Raw genomic sequence first — 17463 nt, forward strand, 5'->3', positions numbered from 1 at the left:
CCTTGAATGACACCTAGGTGGCGGATGACGTTTTGCCCTGCGCGAGGCCAATGCCTATGTAAAGGGAAACGCCGGATCGGCAATCAAAGCAAGAGCAGAAGAAGCAGGAACTGAAATTGGCAGGCAAGCTGGTGCTGGGGATCGAAACCACCTGCGACGAAACCGCCGCCGCCGTGATCGAACGGCAGCGCGACGGGTCGGGGAAGATTCTGTCCAACATCGTGCGCTCGCAGATCGATGAACATGCGCCGTTCGGCGGCGTCGTGCCGGAGATCGCCGCCCGCGCCCATGTCGACATGCTCGACGGAATTATCCGTGCGGCGATGAAAGAGGCGAATGTCAGCTTTAGCGATCTCAGCGCCGTCGCCGCAGCCGCGGGCCCCGGCCTGATCGGCGGTGTGATCGTCGGGCTCACCACGGCAAAGGCGATCTCGCTGGTTCACAACACGCCGCTGATCGCGGTCAATCATCTCGAAGCGCATGCGCTGACGCCGCGCCTCACGGTGCCGCTGACATTTCCCTATTGCCTGTTTCTGGCGTCGGGCGGCCACACCCAGATCGTCGCGGTGCTCGGCGTCGGAAAATATGTCCGGCTCGGCACCACGGTCGACGACGCGATGGGCGAAGCTTTCGACAAGGTCGCGAAGATGCTCGACCTGCCCTATCCCGGCGGACCGCAGGTCGAACGCGCGGCTGCTCACGGCAATCCCGATCGCTTCGTGTTTCCCCGCCCGATGGTGGGACGGCCCGACGCAAATTTCTCGCTGTCCGGTTTGAAAACCGCGGTGCGCAATGAGGCCACGCGCCTGATGCCGCTCGAGCCGCAGGACGTCGCGGATCTGTGCGCCGGATTTCAGGCCGCTGTGCTCGATCTCACCGCGGACCGGATCAGTGTCGGGCTACGTCTGTTTCAGGAAAAATTCGGCCCGCCCCGTGCGCTGGTCGCGGCCGGCGGCGTCGCCTCGAATCTCGCGATCCGCAATGCGCTGCATGACATCGCCGCCCGCGCCCAGACGATGCTGATCATTCCGCCGCCGGCGCTCTGCACCGACAACGGCGCGATGATCGCATGGGCAGGCGCAGAGCGTCTTGCGCTTCGGATGGTGGACGCGATGGAGACTGCGCCCCGCGCACGCTGGCGGCTCGATGAAACCGCATCGACGCCGGCAAAGTTCGCCAACACGCGTGCACGACACTGACATGATCGCACATCAAAGCATTTCGATTGTCGGCGCCGGCGCGTGGGGCACAGCACTCGCGAACGCCGCGGCCCGGGCCGGACGCGATGTCGTTCTCTACGCCCGCGACAGCGCCGTCGCCGTGACAATCTCGCAAACACGTGAGAATCCGAAGCTGCCCGGCATTCAGCTTGCGAAGACGATCGCCGTCACCAGCGATCTCGCCGAGGCCGCGAAAGCCGGCGCGGTGCTGCTGGTCACGCCGGCACAAAGCCTGCGGCAGGCGGCGACCGCGCTCGCGCCGCATCTTGCATCGAATACGCCGGTGATCGTCTGCGCCAAGGGAATCGAGCGCGGCACACATCGGTTCATGACGCAGATCGTCGCGGAGGTTGCGCCGCGCGCCGTTCCCGCCATTCTGTCGGGGCCGAGTTTCGACGTCGATGTCGCGCGCGGACTGCCGACGGCCGTCACGCTCGCAACTGGCGACGAGCAGCTTGCGAAAGCGCTGGTTCAGGCGCTCGGATCGGCGACATTCCGCCCCTATCATTCGACGGATGTGCGCGGTGTCGAGATCGGCGGCGCGGCCAAGAACGTGCTGGCGATTGCCGCCGGGATCGTGGCCGGCAAACAGCTCGGCGCATCGGCGCTGGCGGCGCTGACCACCCGCGGTTTCGCGGAACTGATGCGGCTCGGCGTTGCCTGCGGCGCCAGGCCCGAGACGATCGCCGGATTGTCGGGGCTCGGAGACCTGCTGCTGTCCTGTTCCAGCTCTCAATCGCGCAACTTTTCCTACGGCATTGCGCTCGGACGCGGCGAGACGCCGCCGCGCGGCAAGCTTGTCGAAGGCGAATTCACCGCGCCCGTCTTGATTGAACTCGCCAGCGAAAAGAATATTGAAATGCCGGTGGCCAGCGCGGTGGCGGCGGTTCTCGGCGGCGCCCTGACCATCGATGAAGCGATCGAGATGCTGCTGACACGGCCGTTCAGGGCCGAGGGATAAAGGAAACGGCGATGGCGTACTGGCTCGTAAAGTCCGAACCATCCACATGGTCGTGGGATCAGCAGGTCGCGAAAGGCGCCAAAGGCGAAGCCTGGACCGGCGTGCGCAACCACACCGCAAAAGCCAATCTCATGAAAATGAAGAAGGGCGATCTCGCGTTTTACTATCACTCCAATGAGGGAAAGGAGATCGTCGGCATCGTGGAGGTCATTCGCGAGCACTATCCCGATCCGACCGACAAGACCGCCAAGTTCGTCTGTGTCGATATCAAGGCCGACAAGCCGCTGAAAAAAGCCGTGACGCTGGAAGCCATCAAGGCCGACAAGAAGCTCGCCGAGATGGATCTGGTGAAATACTCGCGGCTGTCGGTGCAGAGCGTGAAGCCCGACGAATGGAAGCTGATCTGCAAGATGGGCGGAGTGTGAACGCGCCCGTCATCGCCGACAAGGACGCGTTCATCCGCGCCAACACACGGCTGCGCGCGGTGCCGCTGACGCCGGAGATTTCGCTGCTGCTGGCCGACGAGGCCGTGCCGCTCTGGCACAAGACCGAAGAGGAAATCGGCGAGGCCGGATTGCCGCCGCCGTTCTGGGCCTTTGCATGGGCCGGCGGTCAGGCGCTCGCTCGTCATATCCTCGACAACGCGGATCTGGTGCGCGGCAAGACCGTGCTCGACCTCGCCAGCGGATCGGGCCTTGTGGGCATCGCCGCGATGAAGGCCGGCGCAGCCTCGGTGACCGTCGCCGACATCGATGCATTCGCCTGTGCAGCCGCGGCGCTGAACGCCGCGGAAAACGGCGTCGCGCTATCGACATGCCAGGATGATCTGCTGGCGGAGCCGCACGGCGGCCGTTGGGATGTCGTGCTGGCCGGCGATATTTTCTACGAACGCGACACCGCGCAGCGCGCGTTCGATTTCCTTTTCGGCCACGTTGCGCGCGGCGCAACCGTGCTGATCGGCGATCCCGGCCGCAGCTACCTGCCCCGCGACAAATTGCGCCGCATCGCGGACTACAGCGTCCCGGTGACCCGCGATCTGGAGGACGCCGAAATCAAGCAAACTGCGGTATGGAGCCTGCTGCAGCCGGCCTGAAATCTGGTGTCATCCCCTTCATATGCTTTGGGAAATCCGAGGTCCGACAAAAGTCCTAGTTGCCGCAGCTTGTCGCTGATGTATGCACAGGCGCATAATAACAAAACAAGAAGAAGCTGCGCGCATGTTGCGACGCGGACGGCCTGCGTGGAGGAAATGAGGAAGCCATGTCCGATAAAATTTACGACGTATCCGCCGAATGGGCGAAGCGCGCCTTTATCGACGATGCCAAGTACCGCGAGATGTACGCGCGTTCGGTCAAGGACCCCAACGGCTTCTGGGCCGACGAAGCCTCCCGCCGGCTCGACTGGATCGAGCCTTTCACCAAGGTCGAGAACGTCTCGTTCGCGCCGGGCAACATCTCGATCAAGTGGTTCGAGGACGGCGTCCTGAACGCGGCCTATAACTGTATCGATCGTCATCTCGAGACGCGCGGCGACCAGGTCGCGATCATCTGGGAAGGCGACGATCCGTCGGAATCGAAGAAGATCACCTATCGCGAGCTGCACGACGAAGTCTGCAAGATGGCCAACATCCTGCGGCTGCGGAACGTCAAGAAGGGCGATCGCGTCACCATCTACCTGCCGATGATTCCGGAAGCGGCCTACGCGATGCTGGCCTGCGCGCGGATCGGCGCGATCCACTCGGTGGTGTTCGGCGGCTTTTCGCCCGACTCGCTGGCGCAGCGCATCAAGGACTGCAGATCCAACGTCGTCATCACGGCCGACGAAGGCCTGCGCGGCGGCAAGAAGGTGCCGCTCAAGGCCAACCTCGACGCGGCCATCGCCAAGGTCGGCGGCGTCGACTGGGTCGTTGTGGTGAAGCGTACCGGCGGCAAGATCGACATGGATCCGGTGCGCGACGTCTGGCATCACGAAGCCGCGGCGATGGTCGATACCGATTGTCCGGTTGAGCCGATGAACGCGGAAGATCCCCTGTTCATTCTCTACACCTCGGGCTCGACGGGTCAGCCCAAGGGCGTGCTGCACACCACCGGCGGCTATCTCACCTTCGCCTCGATGACGCATCAGTACGTGTTCGACTATCACGAGGGCGACATCTACTGGTGCACGGCGGACGTGGGCTGGGTCACCGGCCACAGCTACATTCTGTACGGACCGCTCGCCAACGGCGCCACCACGCTGATGTTCGAAGGCGTGCCGAACTATCCGGACAATTCCCGGTTCTGGAATGTGATCGACAAGCACAAGGTCAATATCTTCTACACCGCGCCGACCGCGATCCGCGCCCTGATGCAATCCGGCGACGATCCGGTGAAGAAGACCTCGCGCGCCAGCTTGCGCCTGCTCGGTTCGGTCGGCGAGCCGATCAATCCTGAAGCGTGGGAGTGGTATCACCGCGTGGTCGGCGATGGCCGTTGCCCGATTGTCGATACCTGGTGGCAGACCGAGACCGGCGGCATTCTCATTACGCCGCTGCCCGGCGCGATCGCCCAGAAGCCGGGCTCGGCGACAAAGCCGTTCTTCGGCGTGGTGCCGGAAATCGTCGATGCCGACGGCAAGGTTCTCGAAGGCGAGGCGCAGGGCAACCTCTGCATTGCCAAGTCCTGGCCCGGCCAGATGCGCACGGTCTACGGCGATCATGCGCGTTTCGAGCAGACCTACTTCTCGACCTACAAGAACAAGTACTTCACCGGTGACGGCTGCCGCCGCGATGCCGACGGCTACTACTGGATCACCGGCCGGGTCGATGACGTCATCAACGTGTCGGGTCACCGCATGGGCACCGCGGAAGTCGAAAGCTCGCTGGTCGCGCACGATGCGGTGTCGGAAGCCGCCGTGGTCGGCTATCCGCACGACATCAAGGGTCAGGGCATCTACGCCTATGTGACGCTGATGAAGGGCGTTGAGCCGACCGAGGCGCTGCGCAAGGAACTGGTCGCGTGGGTGCGCAAGGACATCGGTCCGATCGCCTCGCCCGATCTGATCCAGTTTGCCCCGGGCCTGCCGAAAACGCGTTCGGGCAAGATCATGCGCCGCATCCTGCGCAAGATCGCGGAAGACGAAGCCGGCGCCCTCGGCGACACTTCGACGCTGGCCGATCCCGCCGTGGTGGACGATCTGGTGCATAACCGGCAGAATAAGAAGGCCAGCGCCTGACGCTGGGGTCTGCCGCTGGGGGATTCATGCGAACGCGCCTCGCTCGTCTGATTACGGCGATCCTGATCGTCATGCTTTGCGTGACGATCAGATGCGGCACATCCGAGGCGGCAAATCTCGGCGAAGCCTGCGGCGGCGCGGCGAACATCACCTGCAATTCGGCGCTCTGGTGCCAAAGGGAAGGCGGGCAATGCAAGGCCGCCGATGCGCCGGGCACATGCGACAAGGCGCCGGCTTTCTGCATGCAGATCCACCGGCCGGTTTGCGGTTGCAACGGCAAGACCTACGCAAACGACTGCGAGCGCCAGAAGGCCAAGGTGCAGCTCGACCACACCGGCGCATGCCCGAAGCCGCCGAAGGAAAATGAGCCAAAGGCGGTAAAGCCGAAATCGAAGACGCCGAAGAGCGGAAAACAGCAATAATCAGGCCCGGGAGACACCGGCATGGATCGCAGGACTTTCCTCACAAGCACTGCGTCATTCGCACTCGCCGCAACCGCAGCGCAAGCCCAGCATCAGCATACGCCGCTGCCGCAGGCTCCGCCGTCATCCGAGCCTTTCACCGGCCTTCGCACCAACGCTCCGCATCACATCTCGCCGGACGAACAGGCGCAGCGCGTGACGGAAAGCCTTGCGCCGCAGGGCCTGCCGGGCCGCTGGGTGACCCGCGCGGCACTGCCGCTGCCCCGCAGCGAGATGGCGTGGGCCACCGAATGGGCGGGACGTGCGCATATCGTCGGCGGCTACGGTGAAGGCCGCGTCGATCGCACCTATCATCACATCTATGATCCGGCCAAGGATGTCTGGTTCGATGGCGCGCCGTTGCCGCGCGGCGCCAACCACGTGGCAGTCGCGGCGGATGCCGGACGCGTCTACGCGCTCGGCGGCTTCATCGAACAGAATCGCAATCCCGATCACAACGCCTACGCCTATGACGTCGCAGCCAATCGCTGGGACAAGATCGCGCCGCTGCCGCGTCCGCGCGGTGCAGGCGCTGCCGTTGTGTTGAACGGCCGCGTTCACCTGATCGGCGGCGCGTCGGAACCGACCATGGAACGCGCAAGCGTCGGATGGCACGAAGTCTACGATCCGAAGACCGACAAATGGATGACGCTGAAAGCGCTGCCCGGCGCACGCGACCATGTCGGCTGTGTCGCGTACAATGGAATCATTCACGTCATCGGCGGCCGCTTCAATACGTTCGAATACAACACCGGGCTGCATCATGTGTATGTGCCCGACCGCGATACCTGGGAGACGCGCGCGCCATTGCCGACCACGCGCTCCGGCCACGGGCTTGTGGTGTACCGCGACCGGCTGTTCGCCATGGGCGGTGAAGCCGGTCTCATCTCCAAAGGCCAGATCACGCAGGGCAAGGTGTTCGGCCAGATGGAAAGCTACGATCCCGCCACGGACAAGTGGCAAAGCCATGCGCCGATGCCGACACCGCGTCATGCCGTGGGCGCTGTGACCATCGGCGACTGGATTTATGTCGCGGGCGGCGGCGCCGTCACCGGCGGCGCGGTGCAGTCTGCGGTGCACGAAGCTTTCACCCTCGGCTGATCACGGGCGAAATCTGCGCTCACAAAAATGTCACCATCCCCGGTGCCTTTAGGCGCAGGTGTTGTTTCCTGGGCATTTACTTTGCCGCCGGAATTTTCTTCTTAAGGTCGCGTTCGGTCCGCCCGTGGGGCTCGTGGAAACCGCCTGTTGAAGCCTTTGCCCCAGGCTGGCGCATCGAAAAGGGTTCCGCGGTCCTGCCCGGATGCCTGCACCGTTCGGAAGCATTTTGGAGGTTGGAATGTTGCGTCAACTCGCGGTGGCTTTCACCGTCACCATGGCTATCGGCCTGTCAGGAACCGTGGCCAGCGCCGCGCCGTCGGTTGTGGCTTCCCCCAACGGCTATGCGCCGGGAACCATCGTGGTGAAGACCAACGAACGTAAACTCTACCTCATTCTCGGCGAGGGCCAGGCGCTGCGCTACCCTGTCGGCGTCGGCAAGGCCGGCAAGCAATGGGCCGGGGCCACCCGCATCGATGGAAAATATCGTCAGCCTGCATGGTCGCCGCCTGCGGACGTCAAGCGCGACAATCCGAGCATTCCGGATGTCATTCCCGGCGGCTCACCGTCCAATCCGATGGGCGTCGCCGCTATGACGCTGGCCGGCGGCGAATATGCGATCCACGGCACCAACCGTCCGAACTCTGTCGGCGGCTATGTCTCTTACGGCTGCGTGCGGATGTACAACCAGGACATCAGCGACCTGTTCGAGCGCGTCGAGGTCGGCACGCCGGTGGTGGTCACCTCGCGCTGATCGTCAAAACATTCCGATTTGAAAAAAGCCGCGTCATGACGCGGCTTTTTTTTATTGGCCGGCGACGTCTCCGACCGTCATTGCGAGCGAAGCAAAGCAATCCACTCCCGAGAGAGAAGCTGGATTGCTTCGTCGCTACGCTCCTCGCAATGACAACTGGAAACTCTTACCCACGCCGGCTCTTATCTGGCGGATAGCCAACACCAGCCGCCGCGCTTGCCGCCCTGGTACTGGCGCGCATGACCCGATGCGAGCAGTGCCGCTGAGACGCTCGGCGTTCGCCGCGTCGCGGCGTCGGCGACGACACGGCCGTTGTATTTGTCGGGACCGATATTGAAGATCGCAACATCGCCATCGGCGAGCAGCGCACGCAGCGCCTCACCGGAGGCTTCCGCCATCCGTAATTCCTCGGCGCACGCGCCTTTCATTTCAGGCGCATCGATGCCGCGAAGCCGCACGCGCGTCGTCATCTCCAGCCCCGGCCACAGATGGACTCGCGCCTCGAATGTGTCGCCGTCGACCACGCGCACCACCTCGACGGAATGACGCACACCGGGATTGCCGTCACGGCTCCATGTCTGAGGTGCGGACTGTTGGGCCGGGCTTGATACTGAGGGATTCGCGGACGCGATGGACGAGCGCGCCCGTGGCAAATGATCCCTGGGCGGAACCACGGTTCCAGTTGCGATGCCGGCGACAAAGATCAGGCCAAGCAGCCAGGGCGGTGAACCGTGGAACGGATGCCGGGATGCCCGATGAAATGACCGATCTAGGAACATATGCCTAGAATAGGATCAAAAGGACCCTAGCCGCAAGAGCGGAACCGGCGCATCCGTGTTGATGCGTAGGACTAGAAATCCGAACAAAGCCCTTTGTGTTCCCAGTCCCCGTATCGGGTCGGCTCCAGCCCCTTGGGGCCCTGAACCTCTTTCGCGCGAGAGCTATTGTCCTGCGCGGCCCTGGTTCGCCGCTCCTCCGCTTCCGCGAGCGCCCGCTGCGCCTGTGGGGACAGCGGTTTACGCGGGGCGACCGTGTTGCCAACGACAGGTTCGGAACGAGTTTGATCATGGGTCATGGCTGACACTCCCGGTGGTCAGAGCCGAAATCAATCTAGACCGACAGCGCGTTCGATCAAGACCCTGCGGCCGATGCAGTCTGACGCCGCCAAGCCGCCTGTCCGTGAGCCGGCTCACATTTCCCAAGATGTTTCAGACAAGACGATTCAGAGACAGACCAATTCTTACATTTGGCATATTCCGATGCCACGACGATACATCCGGTGCGGCGATTGTCGCGTTCCTCCCTGCCAGCGAATGTTTTTTCACACATGAAGCCTTCGAGATTTGTCCCGCCCACCGAGGTGCCCGGCCTCGCAGCGCGCAGGATTGCTGCCGATATTCTCGACGGCGTGCTGCACAAGCACCGCATGCTTGACGATCAGCTCGACGGTCCCGGCGCGCATCCCGGACTGAAGACGCTGGCGGATCGCGATCGCGCGCTGATGCGCCGGCTGGTTGCAACGATTCTGCGGCGGCTCGGCACGCTCGGCCACATCCTGTCACGACTGCTGGATCGCGGCATTCCGAGCGACGCGCCGCGTGCGCAGAGCGCATTGCTGATCGGCGCGGCGCAAATCCTGTGGATGGATGTTCCCGATCATGCCGCCGTCGACCTGTCGGTGCGGCTCGTGCAGGCGGACCGGCGTGCTGCGAAATATGCCGGCCTCGTCAACGCGGTGTTGCGGCGCTGTGCGCGTGAGGGCCAGCCGCTGATCGACGAAGTCAAATCGCAGATGCTCGATCTGCCGCCGTGGCTGGTCGCGCGCTGGATCGCGGCCTATGGCGAAGAAGCAACGCGCGCGATGGCTGCCGCCATCAGCGTCGAGCCCGCGCTGGATCTCACAGTCAAGTCCGATCCCGGCGGCTGGGCGACGCGGCTGCATGGCGAGACACTCCCCACCGGCACCGTGCGCACGCTGCTGCACGGGTCGGTTACCATGCTTCCCGGTTTCAACGAAGGCCAGTGGTGGGTGCAGGATGCGGCCGCCGCGATACCGGCCCGTCTGTTCGGTGATGTTAAAGACAAGACCATCGCCGATCTGTGCGCGGCGCCCGGCGGCAAGACCGCGCAACTGGTCCATGCCGGTGCGCAGGTCACGGCGGTCGACCGCTCGCCCAATCGCATCGCGCGCCTGCGCGAGAATCTGTCGCGGCTTTCGCTGGAAGCGGGTACCGCGGTGGCGGATGCGCTCGAATGGCAGCCGCCGGCAGGCGAACTGTTCGACGGCGTGCTGATCGATGCGCCCTGCGCCGCAACCGGGACCATCCGGCGGCATCCCGACGTCGCGTGGCTGAAACAGGAAGCCGACATCGGCGCGCTCGCCGCCGTGCAGAAGCGCATGCTGCAAAAGGCGGCCACACTGCTGAAGCCTGGTGGAACTCTGGTCTATTGCACCTGTTCGCTCGAGCCCGAGGAAGGCGAGCAGGCCGTCGCAAGCGTCCTCGCGGCCGAATCGGGCCTGCGCCGTGCGCCGGTCGGGCGGGATGAAGTGGCGGGACTGGACGAAATTCTCACCGCGGACGGCGACATCCGCACCCTGCCCTCGCATCTCGCCCATGCCGATTCGCGGCTCGGCGGTCTCGACGGCTTCTACGCAGCCCGTCTCATCAAGTCCTGATTCGAATCCCGGGCCGCATCCGATTCGCAAGCCGCCAAACGCGCTCTTGATCCACATGCCAGCGGTCAATGGGGCATCCCGGGGTTGCGTCGGGGGTGCCTTACAGGCATTTCCGGACTACAAAGAGTCGCGGAGATTCCCTCACGGTATGGCGTGCTCGTCGCCGGCGTGAGTTTCGGGGGAGGAATGCTCCGTTTTGTGGGGAACGGTCACGTTCGGCGGCGGCTTTCGTCAGGCCACCGGCGTGATTCAGGACAAGGGCGCACGTGGCGGTCGCTTACCGACGACGCATCTCGTCTCTTTTGCTGGGCCGCGCGGCGCGGAACGTACTCGCACGCGCCAGCGGCAAGTCTGTCGCGCTGTCGCGCTTCTGGCCGGGCCGCACCGACCGGCTGCTGATCGCGCCGAATGATCTTCGCACCGTCGACGCCACCCGCGCTTCCGAAATCTATGCCGGGCGTTTCGTCTTCGCAGGAAAGATCGTCACGTCGCACGGCCGATCGATTTTCGAACTCGATCCGCCGTCGGAAGACTGGGAAGCCAACCTGCTCGGGTTCGGCTGGCTGCGCCATCTGCGCGCCGCGGACTCCGCCATCACCCGCGCCAATGCGCGCGCCCTGATCGACGACTGGATTTCAAAGCCGATCCGCAAGCGCGGCGTAGGCTGGCGCGCCGACGTGCTGGCGCGGCGGGTGATCTCGCTGCTGTCGCAGGCGCCGCTGGTGCTGAACGACGCCGACGGAAAATTCTATCGCCGCTTCCTGCGCAGCCTCACACGCGAGATCCGCTATCTGCGCTACACGATGGTCGATATTCCGGACGGCGTGCCGCGTCTGCAGGTGCTGATTGCATTGTGTTATGCATCGCTGTGTCTCGCCAATCAGGCCAAGCACATCCGAACCTCGTCGCGCAAACTGTCGGAAGAGTTGCAACGGCAACTGCTTCCCGACGGCGGACACATTTCGCGTAATCCCGGCGCGCTGATCGAACTGCTGCCCGATCTCTTGCCGCTGCGTCAGACCTTTGCTGCCCGCAACATCGCGCCGCCGCCGGCGCTGCTGAACGCCATCGACCGCATGATGCCGATGCTGCGCTTCTTCCGCCATGGCGACGGCAGTTTCGCGCTGTTCAACGGCATGAGCAGCGCGCCGTCCGGCCTGCTCGCGACATTGCTGGCCTATGACGACACCCACGGCATTCCGATGTCGAACATGCCGCATTCGGGCTTCCAGCGCCTCGATGCCGGCAACACCGCTGTCATCATGGACACCGGCGCGCCGCCGCCGCCGGCCGTGAGCCGCGATGCTCATGCCGGCTGCCTGTCGTTCGAACTGTCATCCGGCACGGGACGCATCGTTGTCAATTGCGGCATCCCCGCCACCGGCCGCGACAACTGGCGCGCCTTCGCGCGTTCAACCGCTGCGCATTCGACCCTGATCTGCCACGAGACCTCGTCGTGCCAGTTCATCGAGTTGCCTGCGATGAAGCGGATGCTGCAGGGCGCGCCGATCGTCAGCGGGCCATCCAATGTCGGTGTGTTCCGCGAGGCGGCGAACGACAGTATTCAACTGACCGCGACCCATGATGCTTACGCGCGTCAATTCGGCGTGGTGCATCAGCGCAGCCTGACACTGTCCAACGACGGCAGCCGGCTCGAAGGCGAAGACACCTTGCTGAACGCCTCCGGCGCATCGACACGCAACAAGCCCGACGATTACGTGCTGCGGTTTCATCTGCATCCGGCGGTGAAGGCCAGCCGCCTTTCCGATGCCCGCGGCGTGATGCTGGTGCTGCCCAACCGCGACGTGTGGACCTTCGAGGCGGTCAACGACAAGGTCGATCTGGAGGACAGCGTCTTCCTGGCGGGCTCCGACGGGCCGCGCCGCACCGCCCAGATCGTGATCCGCCAGAACCGGAAGGACTCGCCGAGCGTCCGCTGGAGTTTCACCCGCTCTTCCGCCTCGGCAGCGGTGACCAATGCCCGCCGCGACGCCAGGCGCGAGCCGGAATTGCCGCTGTAGGATCGGCCACCCTGCCGCGTCGTCTCAGCGGCGCCGGAACAGCGGGTAAAAGCGGCATATTTGCTGCGAAAAGTGCGTGGATTGGAGGTTTTGCCCGACAGCAAACCATGCTACCCGGCGGGCAACACCTATCCGAACCAGGACGCACCTTATGGCTGACCACCCGCGCCGCGTTGCGCGCGCACTTCTCTCCGTTTCCGACAAATCCGGCCTGATCGAATTCGCGCGCGCGCTCGCCGGTCACGGCATCGAGCTCGTCTCCACCGGAGGCACCGCCAAGGCCATTGCCGATGCCGGCCTCAAGGTGCGGGACGTGTCGGACCTGACCGGTTTCCCCGAAATGATGGATGGGCGGGTCAAGACGCTGCATCCGAACGTCCACGGCGGATTGCTCGCGATCCGGGACAATGCCGATCACGCCCGCAGCATGAAGGATCATGGCATCGCGCCGATCGATCTTCTGGTGGTCAACCTCTATCCGTTCGAGGCGACAGTGGACAAAGGCGCCTCCGAGGACGATTGCATCGAGAACATCGACATCGGCGGTCCGGCGATGATCCGCGCCGCGGCGAAGAATCATCACGACGTCGCCGTCGTCGTTGAGGCATCCGACTATCAGGCCGTGCTGGATGAACTCAACGCCAACAAGGGCGCGACCACGCTCACCCTGCGCAAAAAGCTTGCGCAGAAAGCTTACGCACGAACGGCCGCTTACGATGCTGCGATCTCGAACTGGTTTGCCGGTCAGCTCAGGATCGATGCGCCGGATTTCCGCGCCTTCGGCGGCAAACTGATCCAGGCGCTGCGCTATGGCGAGAACCCGCATCAGCAGGCATCGTTCTACAAGACTCCCGACCGCCGCTTCGGCGTCGCCACCGCGCGCCAGCTTCAAGGCAAGGAGCTGTCCTACAACAATATCAATGACACCGATGCGGCCTATGAGGCCATCGCGGAGTTCGATGCGAAGCGCACCGCCGCCTGCGTCATCGTCAAGCACGCCAATCCGTGCGGCGTCGCCGAGGGCAAGGACCTCGCCGAAGCCTATCGCAAGGCGCTGGCCTGCGACTCGACCTCGGCCTACGGCGGCATCATCGCATTCAACCGCACGCTCGATGCGGATGCCGCCAATGCAGTGGCCGGCATCTTCACCGAAGTCATCATCGCACCGGACGCAACCGAAGAGGCCATCGCCATCATCGGCAAGCGCAAGAACCTGCGCCTGCTGCTGGCCGGCGGCCTGCCCGATCCGCGCGCAGCAGGATTGACCACCAAGACTGTCGCAGGCGGTCTTCTGGTGCAAACCCGCGATAACGCAGTGGTCGACGACATGACTTTCAAGACCGTCACCAAGCGCGCGCCGACCGGCGCGGAGCTGAACGATCTGCGCTTCGCGTTTCGCGTCGCCAAGCACGTCAAGTCGAACACGATTATTTACGCGAAGGACCTCGCCACCGTCGGCATCGGCGCGGGGCAGATGAGCCGGGTGGATTCGGCGCGCATTGCGGCCCGCAAGGCCGAAGACGCCGCAAAGGAATTGGGATTGGCTGCGCCGATGACCAAGGGTTCGGTGGTGGCGTCCGACGCATTCTTCCCGTTCGCCGACGGCTTGCTGGTGGCTATCGAAGCCGGCGCAACCGCCGTGGTCCAGCCGGGCGGCTCGATGCGCGACAATGAAGTGATCGAAGCGGCCGATGCCCATGGCATCGCCATGGTCTTCACCGGCACGCGGCACTTCAAGCACTAAACCGGAAGCGCCCGAACCGACTGGGCCCTCACCCGCATCAGCAGGGCAAGGCCGCCTGCGAAAAACAGCACCAGAATGGCCATTCCGGCCTTCTGGCTGTCTGCGACATCGGTGACGATCCCGATCAGCAACGGCCCAAAGAACGACGTGACTTTTCCCGTCAGGGCAAACAGTCCGAAGCATTGCGTGATGCGCTCTTTCGGCGCGAGCCGGATCAGCATGGTGCGCGACGCCGCCTGCATCGGGCCCGCGGCAAGACCGATCAGAAACCCGAGCGCGAGATAGGCTTTCTCCGCGGGAGCGGCAAAAAGCGGTCCGTTCGGCACCGGCGGCGTCACCGGAATAAAGAAGATCGCATCGCGGTCGATCAGAAGAATTGCCGCGACGGCTCCGAGAAGAATGACCAGGCTGCCCGCGACGACCGCTTTCGGTCCGAGCCTGTCATCGAGCCGGCCGCCGAGCCACGCACCGATGGTGCCGGAGATCGCCAGCAGAATGCCGAAGGTACCAATCTGAATCGTGTTCCAGCCGAAAGTGCCCGCGGCGTAAATACCGCCGAACGCGAACAGCGACACGAGACCGTCCATATAGATCATGTTCGCGATCAGAAACGCGAGCATGGACGGTGTTTTCGGCAATCGCACCAGCGTCTCACGCAGTTCGCGCAAACCTTCGCGCACCGCGCCGCGGGCCGGTGTCTTCGCCGCGTGATCGGGCGTGAACAGAAACATCGGCAGCACGAAGATCACGAACCAGACCGCGGTCAGCGGCCCGGTGAGCCGGTCGCCCTGAAACGTCGCGGGATCGAGACCGAAGATCGGCGTGAGACCGAACAGCGTTTTGCCCGTGGCCGGATTTGCAGCCATGAAGCCGAGCACGAGGATCAAACTGAGAATTCCGCCGACATAGCCGGTGGCCCATCCGGTGCCTGACAGTCGCCCGATGCGTTCCGGCGGCACGAGTGTCGGCATCATCGCGTTGTTGAACACCGTTGCGAATTCGACGCCGATGGTCGCGATCCCGTAAGCGATCAATAGCGGGACGATGATCGACGGATCTCCGGGTTTGCCGATCCACATCAGCGACGAACCGATCACGAGAAGCGTGCCGAACGCCGCGATCCACGGCTTGCGGCGGCCGCCGGCATCGGCGATCGCGCCGAGCACGGGCGACAGCAAGGCAATGACGAGACCAGCCGCCGCGGTGGCATAACCCCAGCTCGATTGTCCTGCGACCGGATCGGAGGCAACGCGCGAGGCAAAATACGGCGCGAATACGAACGTGGTGATCAGGGTGAAATAAGGCTGCGCGGCCCAGTCGAACAAAATCCAGCCGAAAACCGCCGAACGCGGCGGATAAGTCTGCGGCGACACGTTTGCGTGACTGTTATGCGCCGGAAGAGCTTGAGCCATTATCGAATTTCCTGCCGAATCAACGTGGACATTGTCCGTCGTCGCCGCAAAACCATATAGTGCAGCGGTTCAATTGCCATCGCGTTTTTACCCAGTGTCCTGAATCCGAAGTTCGCTTCGTCGAGACGCGGTTTGCCGGAGAAGCCCATGAGCCTGTTTACCACGTGCCGCGCGCTCGTCTTCTCAATAGGCGCGATCTGCCTGCTGATTGCGCCCACCGTCGCACAGGATTCCCGACACGGATATTACACAGCGCCCGCGCTCGAAGCCGTTCGCCCGGTTGCCGCGAAAAACGGCATGGTTGTCGCACAGGAGAAAATCGCCGCTCAGATCGGCCGCGATGTTCTGGCGCGCGGCGGCAATGCTGTCGATGCCGCTGTCGCCACCGGGTTCGCCATGGCGGTCACCTATCCGCGCGCAGGCAATATCGGCGGCGGCGGCTTCATGATGATTCATCTGGCGAGCAGCAACGAGGATGTCGCCATCGATTATCGCGAAAGCGCACCGGCCGCCGCCACGCGTGACATGTTTCTGGGCGACGACGGCAAACCCGATATCAAGAAATCGCGCGATCAGGCGCTCGGCATCGGCGTGCCCGGCACCGTTGCAGGACTCGCGCTGGCGCTGGAAAAGTACGGCTCCGGAAAATTCAAACTGGCAGACCTGGTCGCGCCTGCGATTGCACTGGCACGCGATGGCTTCGTGCTCGCGGACGACACCGCCGACACGCTGCCGGACTGGCATCGGCGGATGGCAAGATGGCCCTCGAGCATAAAGATCTTCTCGCGTCCCGACGGCACATCGCTGCAACCGGGCGACCGTCTGACGCAAAGCGATCTTGCGGTCACGCTGGAGGCGATTGCCGCACATGGTGTGAGCGGTTTCTACGACGGACCGGTTGCCGAAAAGCTGGCTGCCGGAATTCAGGCCGCGGGCGGCATCATCACGCGCGACGATCTCAAGGCGTATCGGCCGATCGTCCGCACGCCGATGCGCGGCACCTATCGCGGCTTCGACATTGTCTCGATGCCGCTGCCGTCGTCCGGCGGAACGGTGCTGATCGAAACGCTGAACATTCTGGAGGGTTACAAGCTGCGCGAGATGGGAGCGGGTTCGATCGATGCGCTGCATGTCTCCATTGAAGCGATGAAACGCGCCTACGCCGACCGCGCGCGCTATCTCGGCGATCCTGCTTTCGTCAATGCGCCCACGTTCCAGTTGATCGGGAAAGATTACGCCGCCAGGCAGCGCGCCACCATCGACCTTGCGAAGGCGACGCCCTGGGGCGAAGCAACGGCGGCCGCGCCGCGCGAGGGCAGCAACACCACCCACTATTCGGTGGTCGACAAGGACGGCAATGCCGTCAGCAACACCTACACGCTGAACTTCAGCTACGGCGTCGGCCTCGTCGCGGACGGCACCGGCGTCCTGCTCAACAACGAACTCGACGACTTTACCGCAGCGCCCGGCGCGTCGAATGCTTACGGGCTCGTCGGTTTCGAGGCCAACCTGCCCGGCCCCGGCAAGCGGCCGCTGTCATCGATGACACCGACCATCGTGCTGAAAGACGGCAAACCGGTGCTGGTGACGGGTTCGCCCGGCGGCAGCCGGATCATCTCGGCAGTGCTTCAGGTGCTCATCAATACGATCGACTTCGACATGAATGTCGCCGCCGCAGTGTCGGCGCCACGGCTGCATCATCAATGGCTGCCGGACGAGGTCCGGGTCGAGCAGGGATTTTCCGAGACGACGCTTGCTGCGCTGCGTGAGCGCGGCCACCGGGTGATCGCACCACTCGGCCAAACCTCGGCCAATTCCATTGCCGTCACGCCCGATGGGCTGCTCGGCGCGCCCGATCCCCGCACCCGCGGCGCGGAAGCCGCTGGTTACTAGATTCATTCA

At 63.9% G+C, this 17463-nt stretch carries 15 protein-coding genes; 12 read left to right on the top strand and 3 right to left on the bottom strand.

Annotation, left to right across the window (positions count from 1 at the left end):
• Positions 1–116: 116 nt before the first annotated feature.
• The 8 genes from tsaD to AC1RM7_RS13885 all read left to right on the top strand — a co-directional run bounded on the left by tsaD (position 117) and on the right by AC1RM7_RS13885 (position 7707).
• A complete protein-coding gene (gene tsaD, locus AC1RM7_RS13850; RefSeq protein ID WP_034460594.1) occupies positions 117–1199 on the top strand; it encodes a tRNA (adenosine(37)-N6)-threonylcarbamoyltransferase complex transferase subunit TsaD in 1083 nt (360 codons plus the stop codon).
• A gap of 1 nt (position 1200) precedes the next feature.
• Positions 1201–2181 carry an NAD(P)H-dependent glycerol-3-phosphate dehydrogenase gene (locus tag AC1RM7_RS13855; protein WP_024921097.1) on the top strand — a complete coding sequence of 327 codons (981 nt, stop codon included), beginning with the start codon at positions 1201–1203 and terminating at the stop codon, positions 2179–2181.
• 11 nt (positions 2182–2192) lie between these two features.
• Positions 2193–2606: an EVE domain-containing protein gene (locus AC1RM7_RS13860; protein WP_024921096.1), complete on the top strand. Its 414-nt coding sequence runs from the start codon at positions 2193–2195 to the stop codon at positions 2604–2606.
• Entirely contained in the window at positions 2573–3274 is a 702-nt protein-coding gene (locus AC1RM7_RS13865; protein ID WP_051472526.1) for a class I SAM-dependent methyltransferase, read from the top strand. The genes AC1RM7_RS13860 and AC1RM7_RS13865 overlap by 34 nt, the downstream gene beginning before the upstream one ends.
• A gap of 167 nt (positions 3275–3441) precedes the next feature.
• On the top strand, positions 3442–5394 hold the full coding sequence (gene acs / locus AC1RM7_RS13870) for an acetate--CoA ligase (RefSeq protein WP_024921094.1): 1953 nt from the start codon (positions 3442–3444) through the stop codon (positions 5392–5394).
• Between the two features lie 26 nt (positions 5395–5420).
• Positions 5421–5816, top strand: a complete 396-nt coding sequence (locus AC1RM7_RS13875) for a Kazal-type serine protease inhibitor family protein (protein ID WP_024921093.1) — start codon at positions 5421–5423, stop codon at positions 5814–5816.
• Between the two features lie 21 nt (positions 5817–5837).
• Complete coding sequence (locus AC1RM7_RS13880) at positions 5838–6956, top strand: Kelch repeat-containing protein (RefSeq protein WP_024921092.1); 1119 nt, start codon at positions 5838–5840, stop codon at positions 6954–6956.
• Between the two features lie 238 nt (positions 6957–7194).
• Entirely contained in the window at positions 7195–7707 is a 513-nt protein-coding gene (locus tag AC1RM7_RS13885; protein ID WP_006023383.1) for a L,D-transpeptidase, read from the top strand.
• Between the two features lie 182 nt (positions 7708–7889).
• On the opposite strand, the gene AC1RM7_RS13890 is transcribed toward AC1RM7_RS13885, so the two are convergent.
• On the bottom strand, positions 7890–8486 hold the full coding sequence (locus AC1RM7_RS13890) for a thermonuclease family protein (protein ID WP_152544186.1): 597 nt from the start codon (positions 8484–8486) through the stop codon (positions 7890–7892).
• A 71-nt stretch (positions 8487–8557) separates the two neighbouring features.
• Positions 8558–8782, bottom strand: a complete 225-nt coding sequence (locus AC1RM7_RS13895; RefSeq protein WP_024927741.1) for a DUF1674 domain-containing protein — start codon at positions 8780–8782, stop codon at positions 8558–8560.
• Positions 8783–9034: 252 nt separating this feature from the next.
• On the opposite strand from AC1RM7_RS13895, the gene AC1RM7_RS13900 reads away from it, so the two are divergent.
• The 3 genes from AC1RM7_RS13900 to purH all read left to right on the top strand — a co-directional run bounded on the left by AC1RM7_RS13900 (position 9035) and on the right by purH (position 14149).
• Positions 9035–10384, top strand: a complete 1350-nt coding sequence (locus AC1RM7_RS13900; RefSeq protein WP_024921090.1) for an RsmB/NOP family class I SAM-dependent RNA methyltransferase — start codon at positions 9035–9037, stop codon at positions 10382–10384.
• A gap of 266 nt (positions 10385–10650) precedes the next feature.
• The gene (locus tag AC1RM7_RS13905) at positions 10651–12405 is read left to right on the top strand and encodes a heparinase II/III family protein (protein ID WP_024921089.1); all 1755 of its coding nucleotides are present in this window, start codon (positions 10651–10653) and stop codon (positions 12403–12405) included.
• Between the two features lie 151 nt (positions 12406–12556).
• Positions 12557–14149: a bifunctional phosphoribosylaminoimidazolecarboxamide formyltransferase/IMP cyclohydrolase gene (purH, locus tag AC1RM7_RS13910; protein ID WP_006023378.1), complete on the top strand. Its 1593-nt coding sequence runs from the start codon at positions 12557–12559 to the stop codon at positions 14147–14149.
• Here the strand turns inward: purH and AC1RM7_RS13915 are convergent.
• Positions 14146–15561, bottom strand: coding sequence for an MFS transporter (locus tag AC1RM7_RS13915; RefSeq protein WP_024921088.1), 1416 nt, complete (start codon positions 15559–15561; stop codon positions 14146–14148). The genes purH and AC1RM7_RS13915 overlap by 4 nt on opposite strands.
• A 147-nt stretch (positions 15562–15708) precedes the next feature.
• On the opposite strand from AC1RM7_RS13915, the gene ggt reads away from it, so the two are divergent.
• Positions 15709–17454: a gamma-glutamyltransferase gene (gene ggt, locus AC1RM7_RS13920; RefSeq protein WP_024921087.1), complete on the top strand. Its 1746-nt coding sequence runs from the start codon at positions 15709–15711 to the stop codon at positions 17452–17454.
• The last annotated feature ends 9 nt before the right edge of the window (positions 17455–17463 follow it).

Source organism: Afipia sp. GW822-FHT03D08 (genome assembly GCF_058801645.1).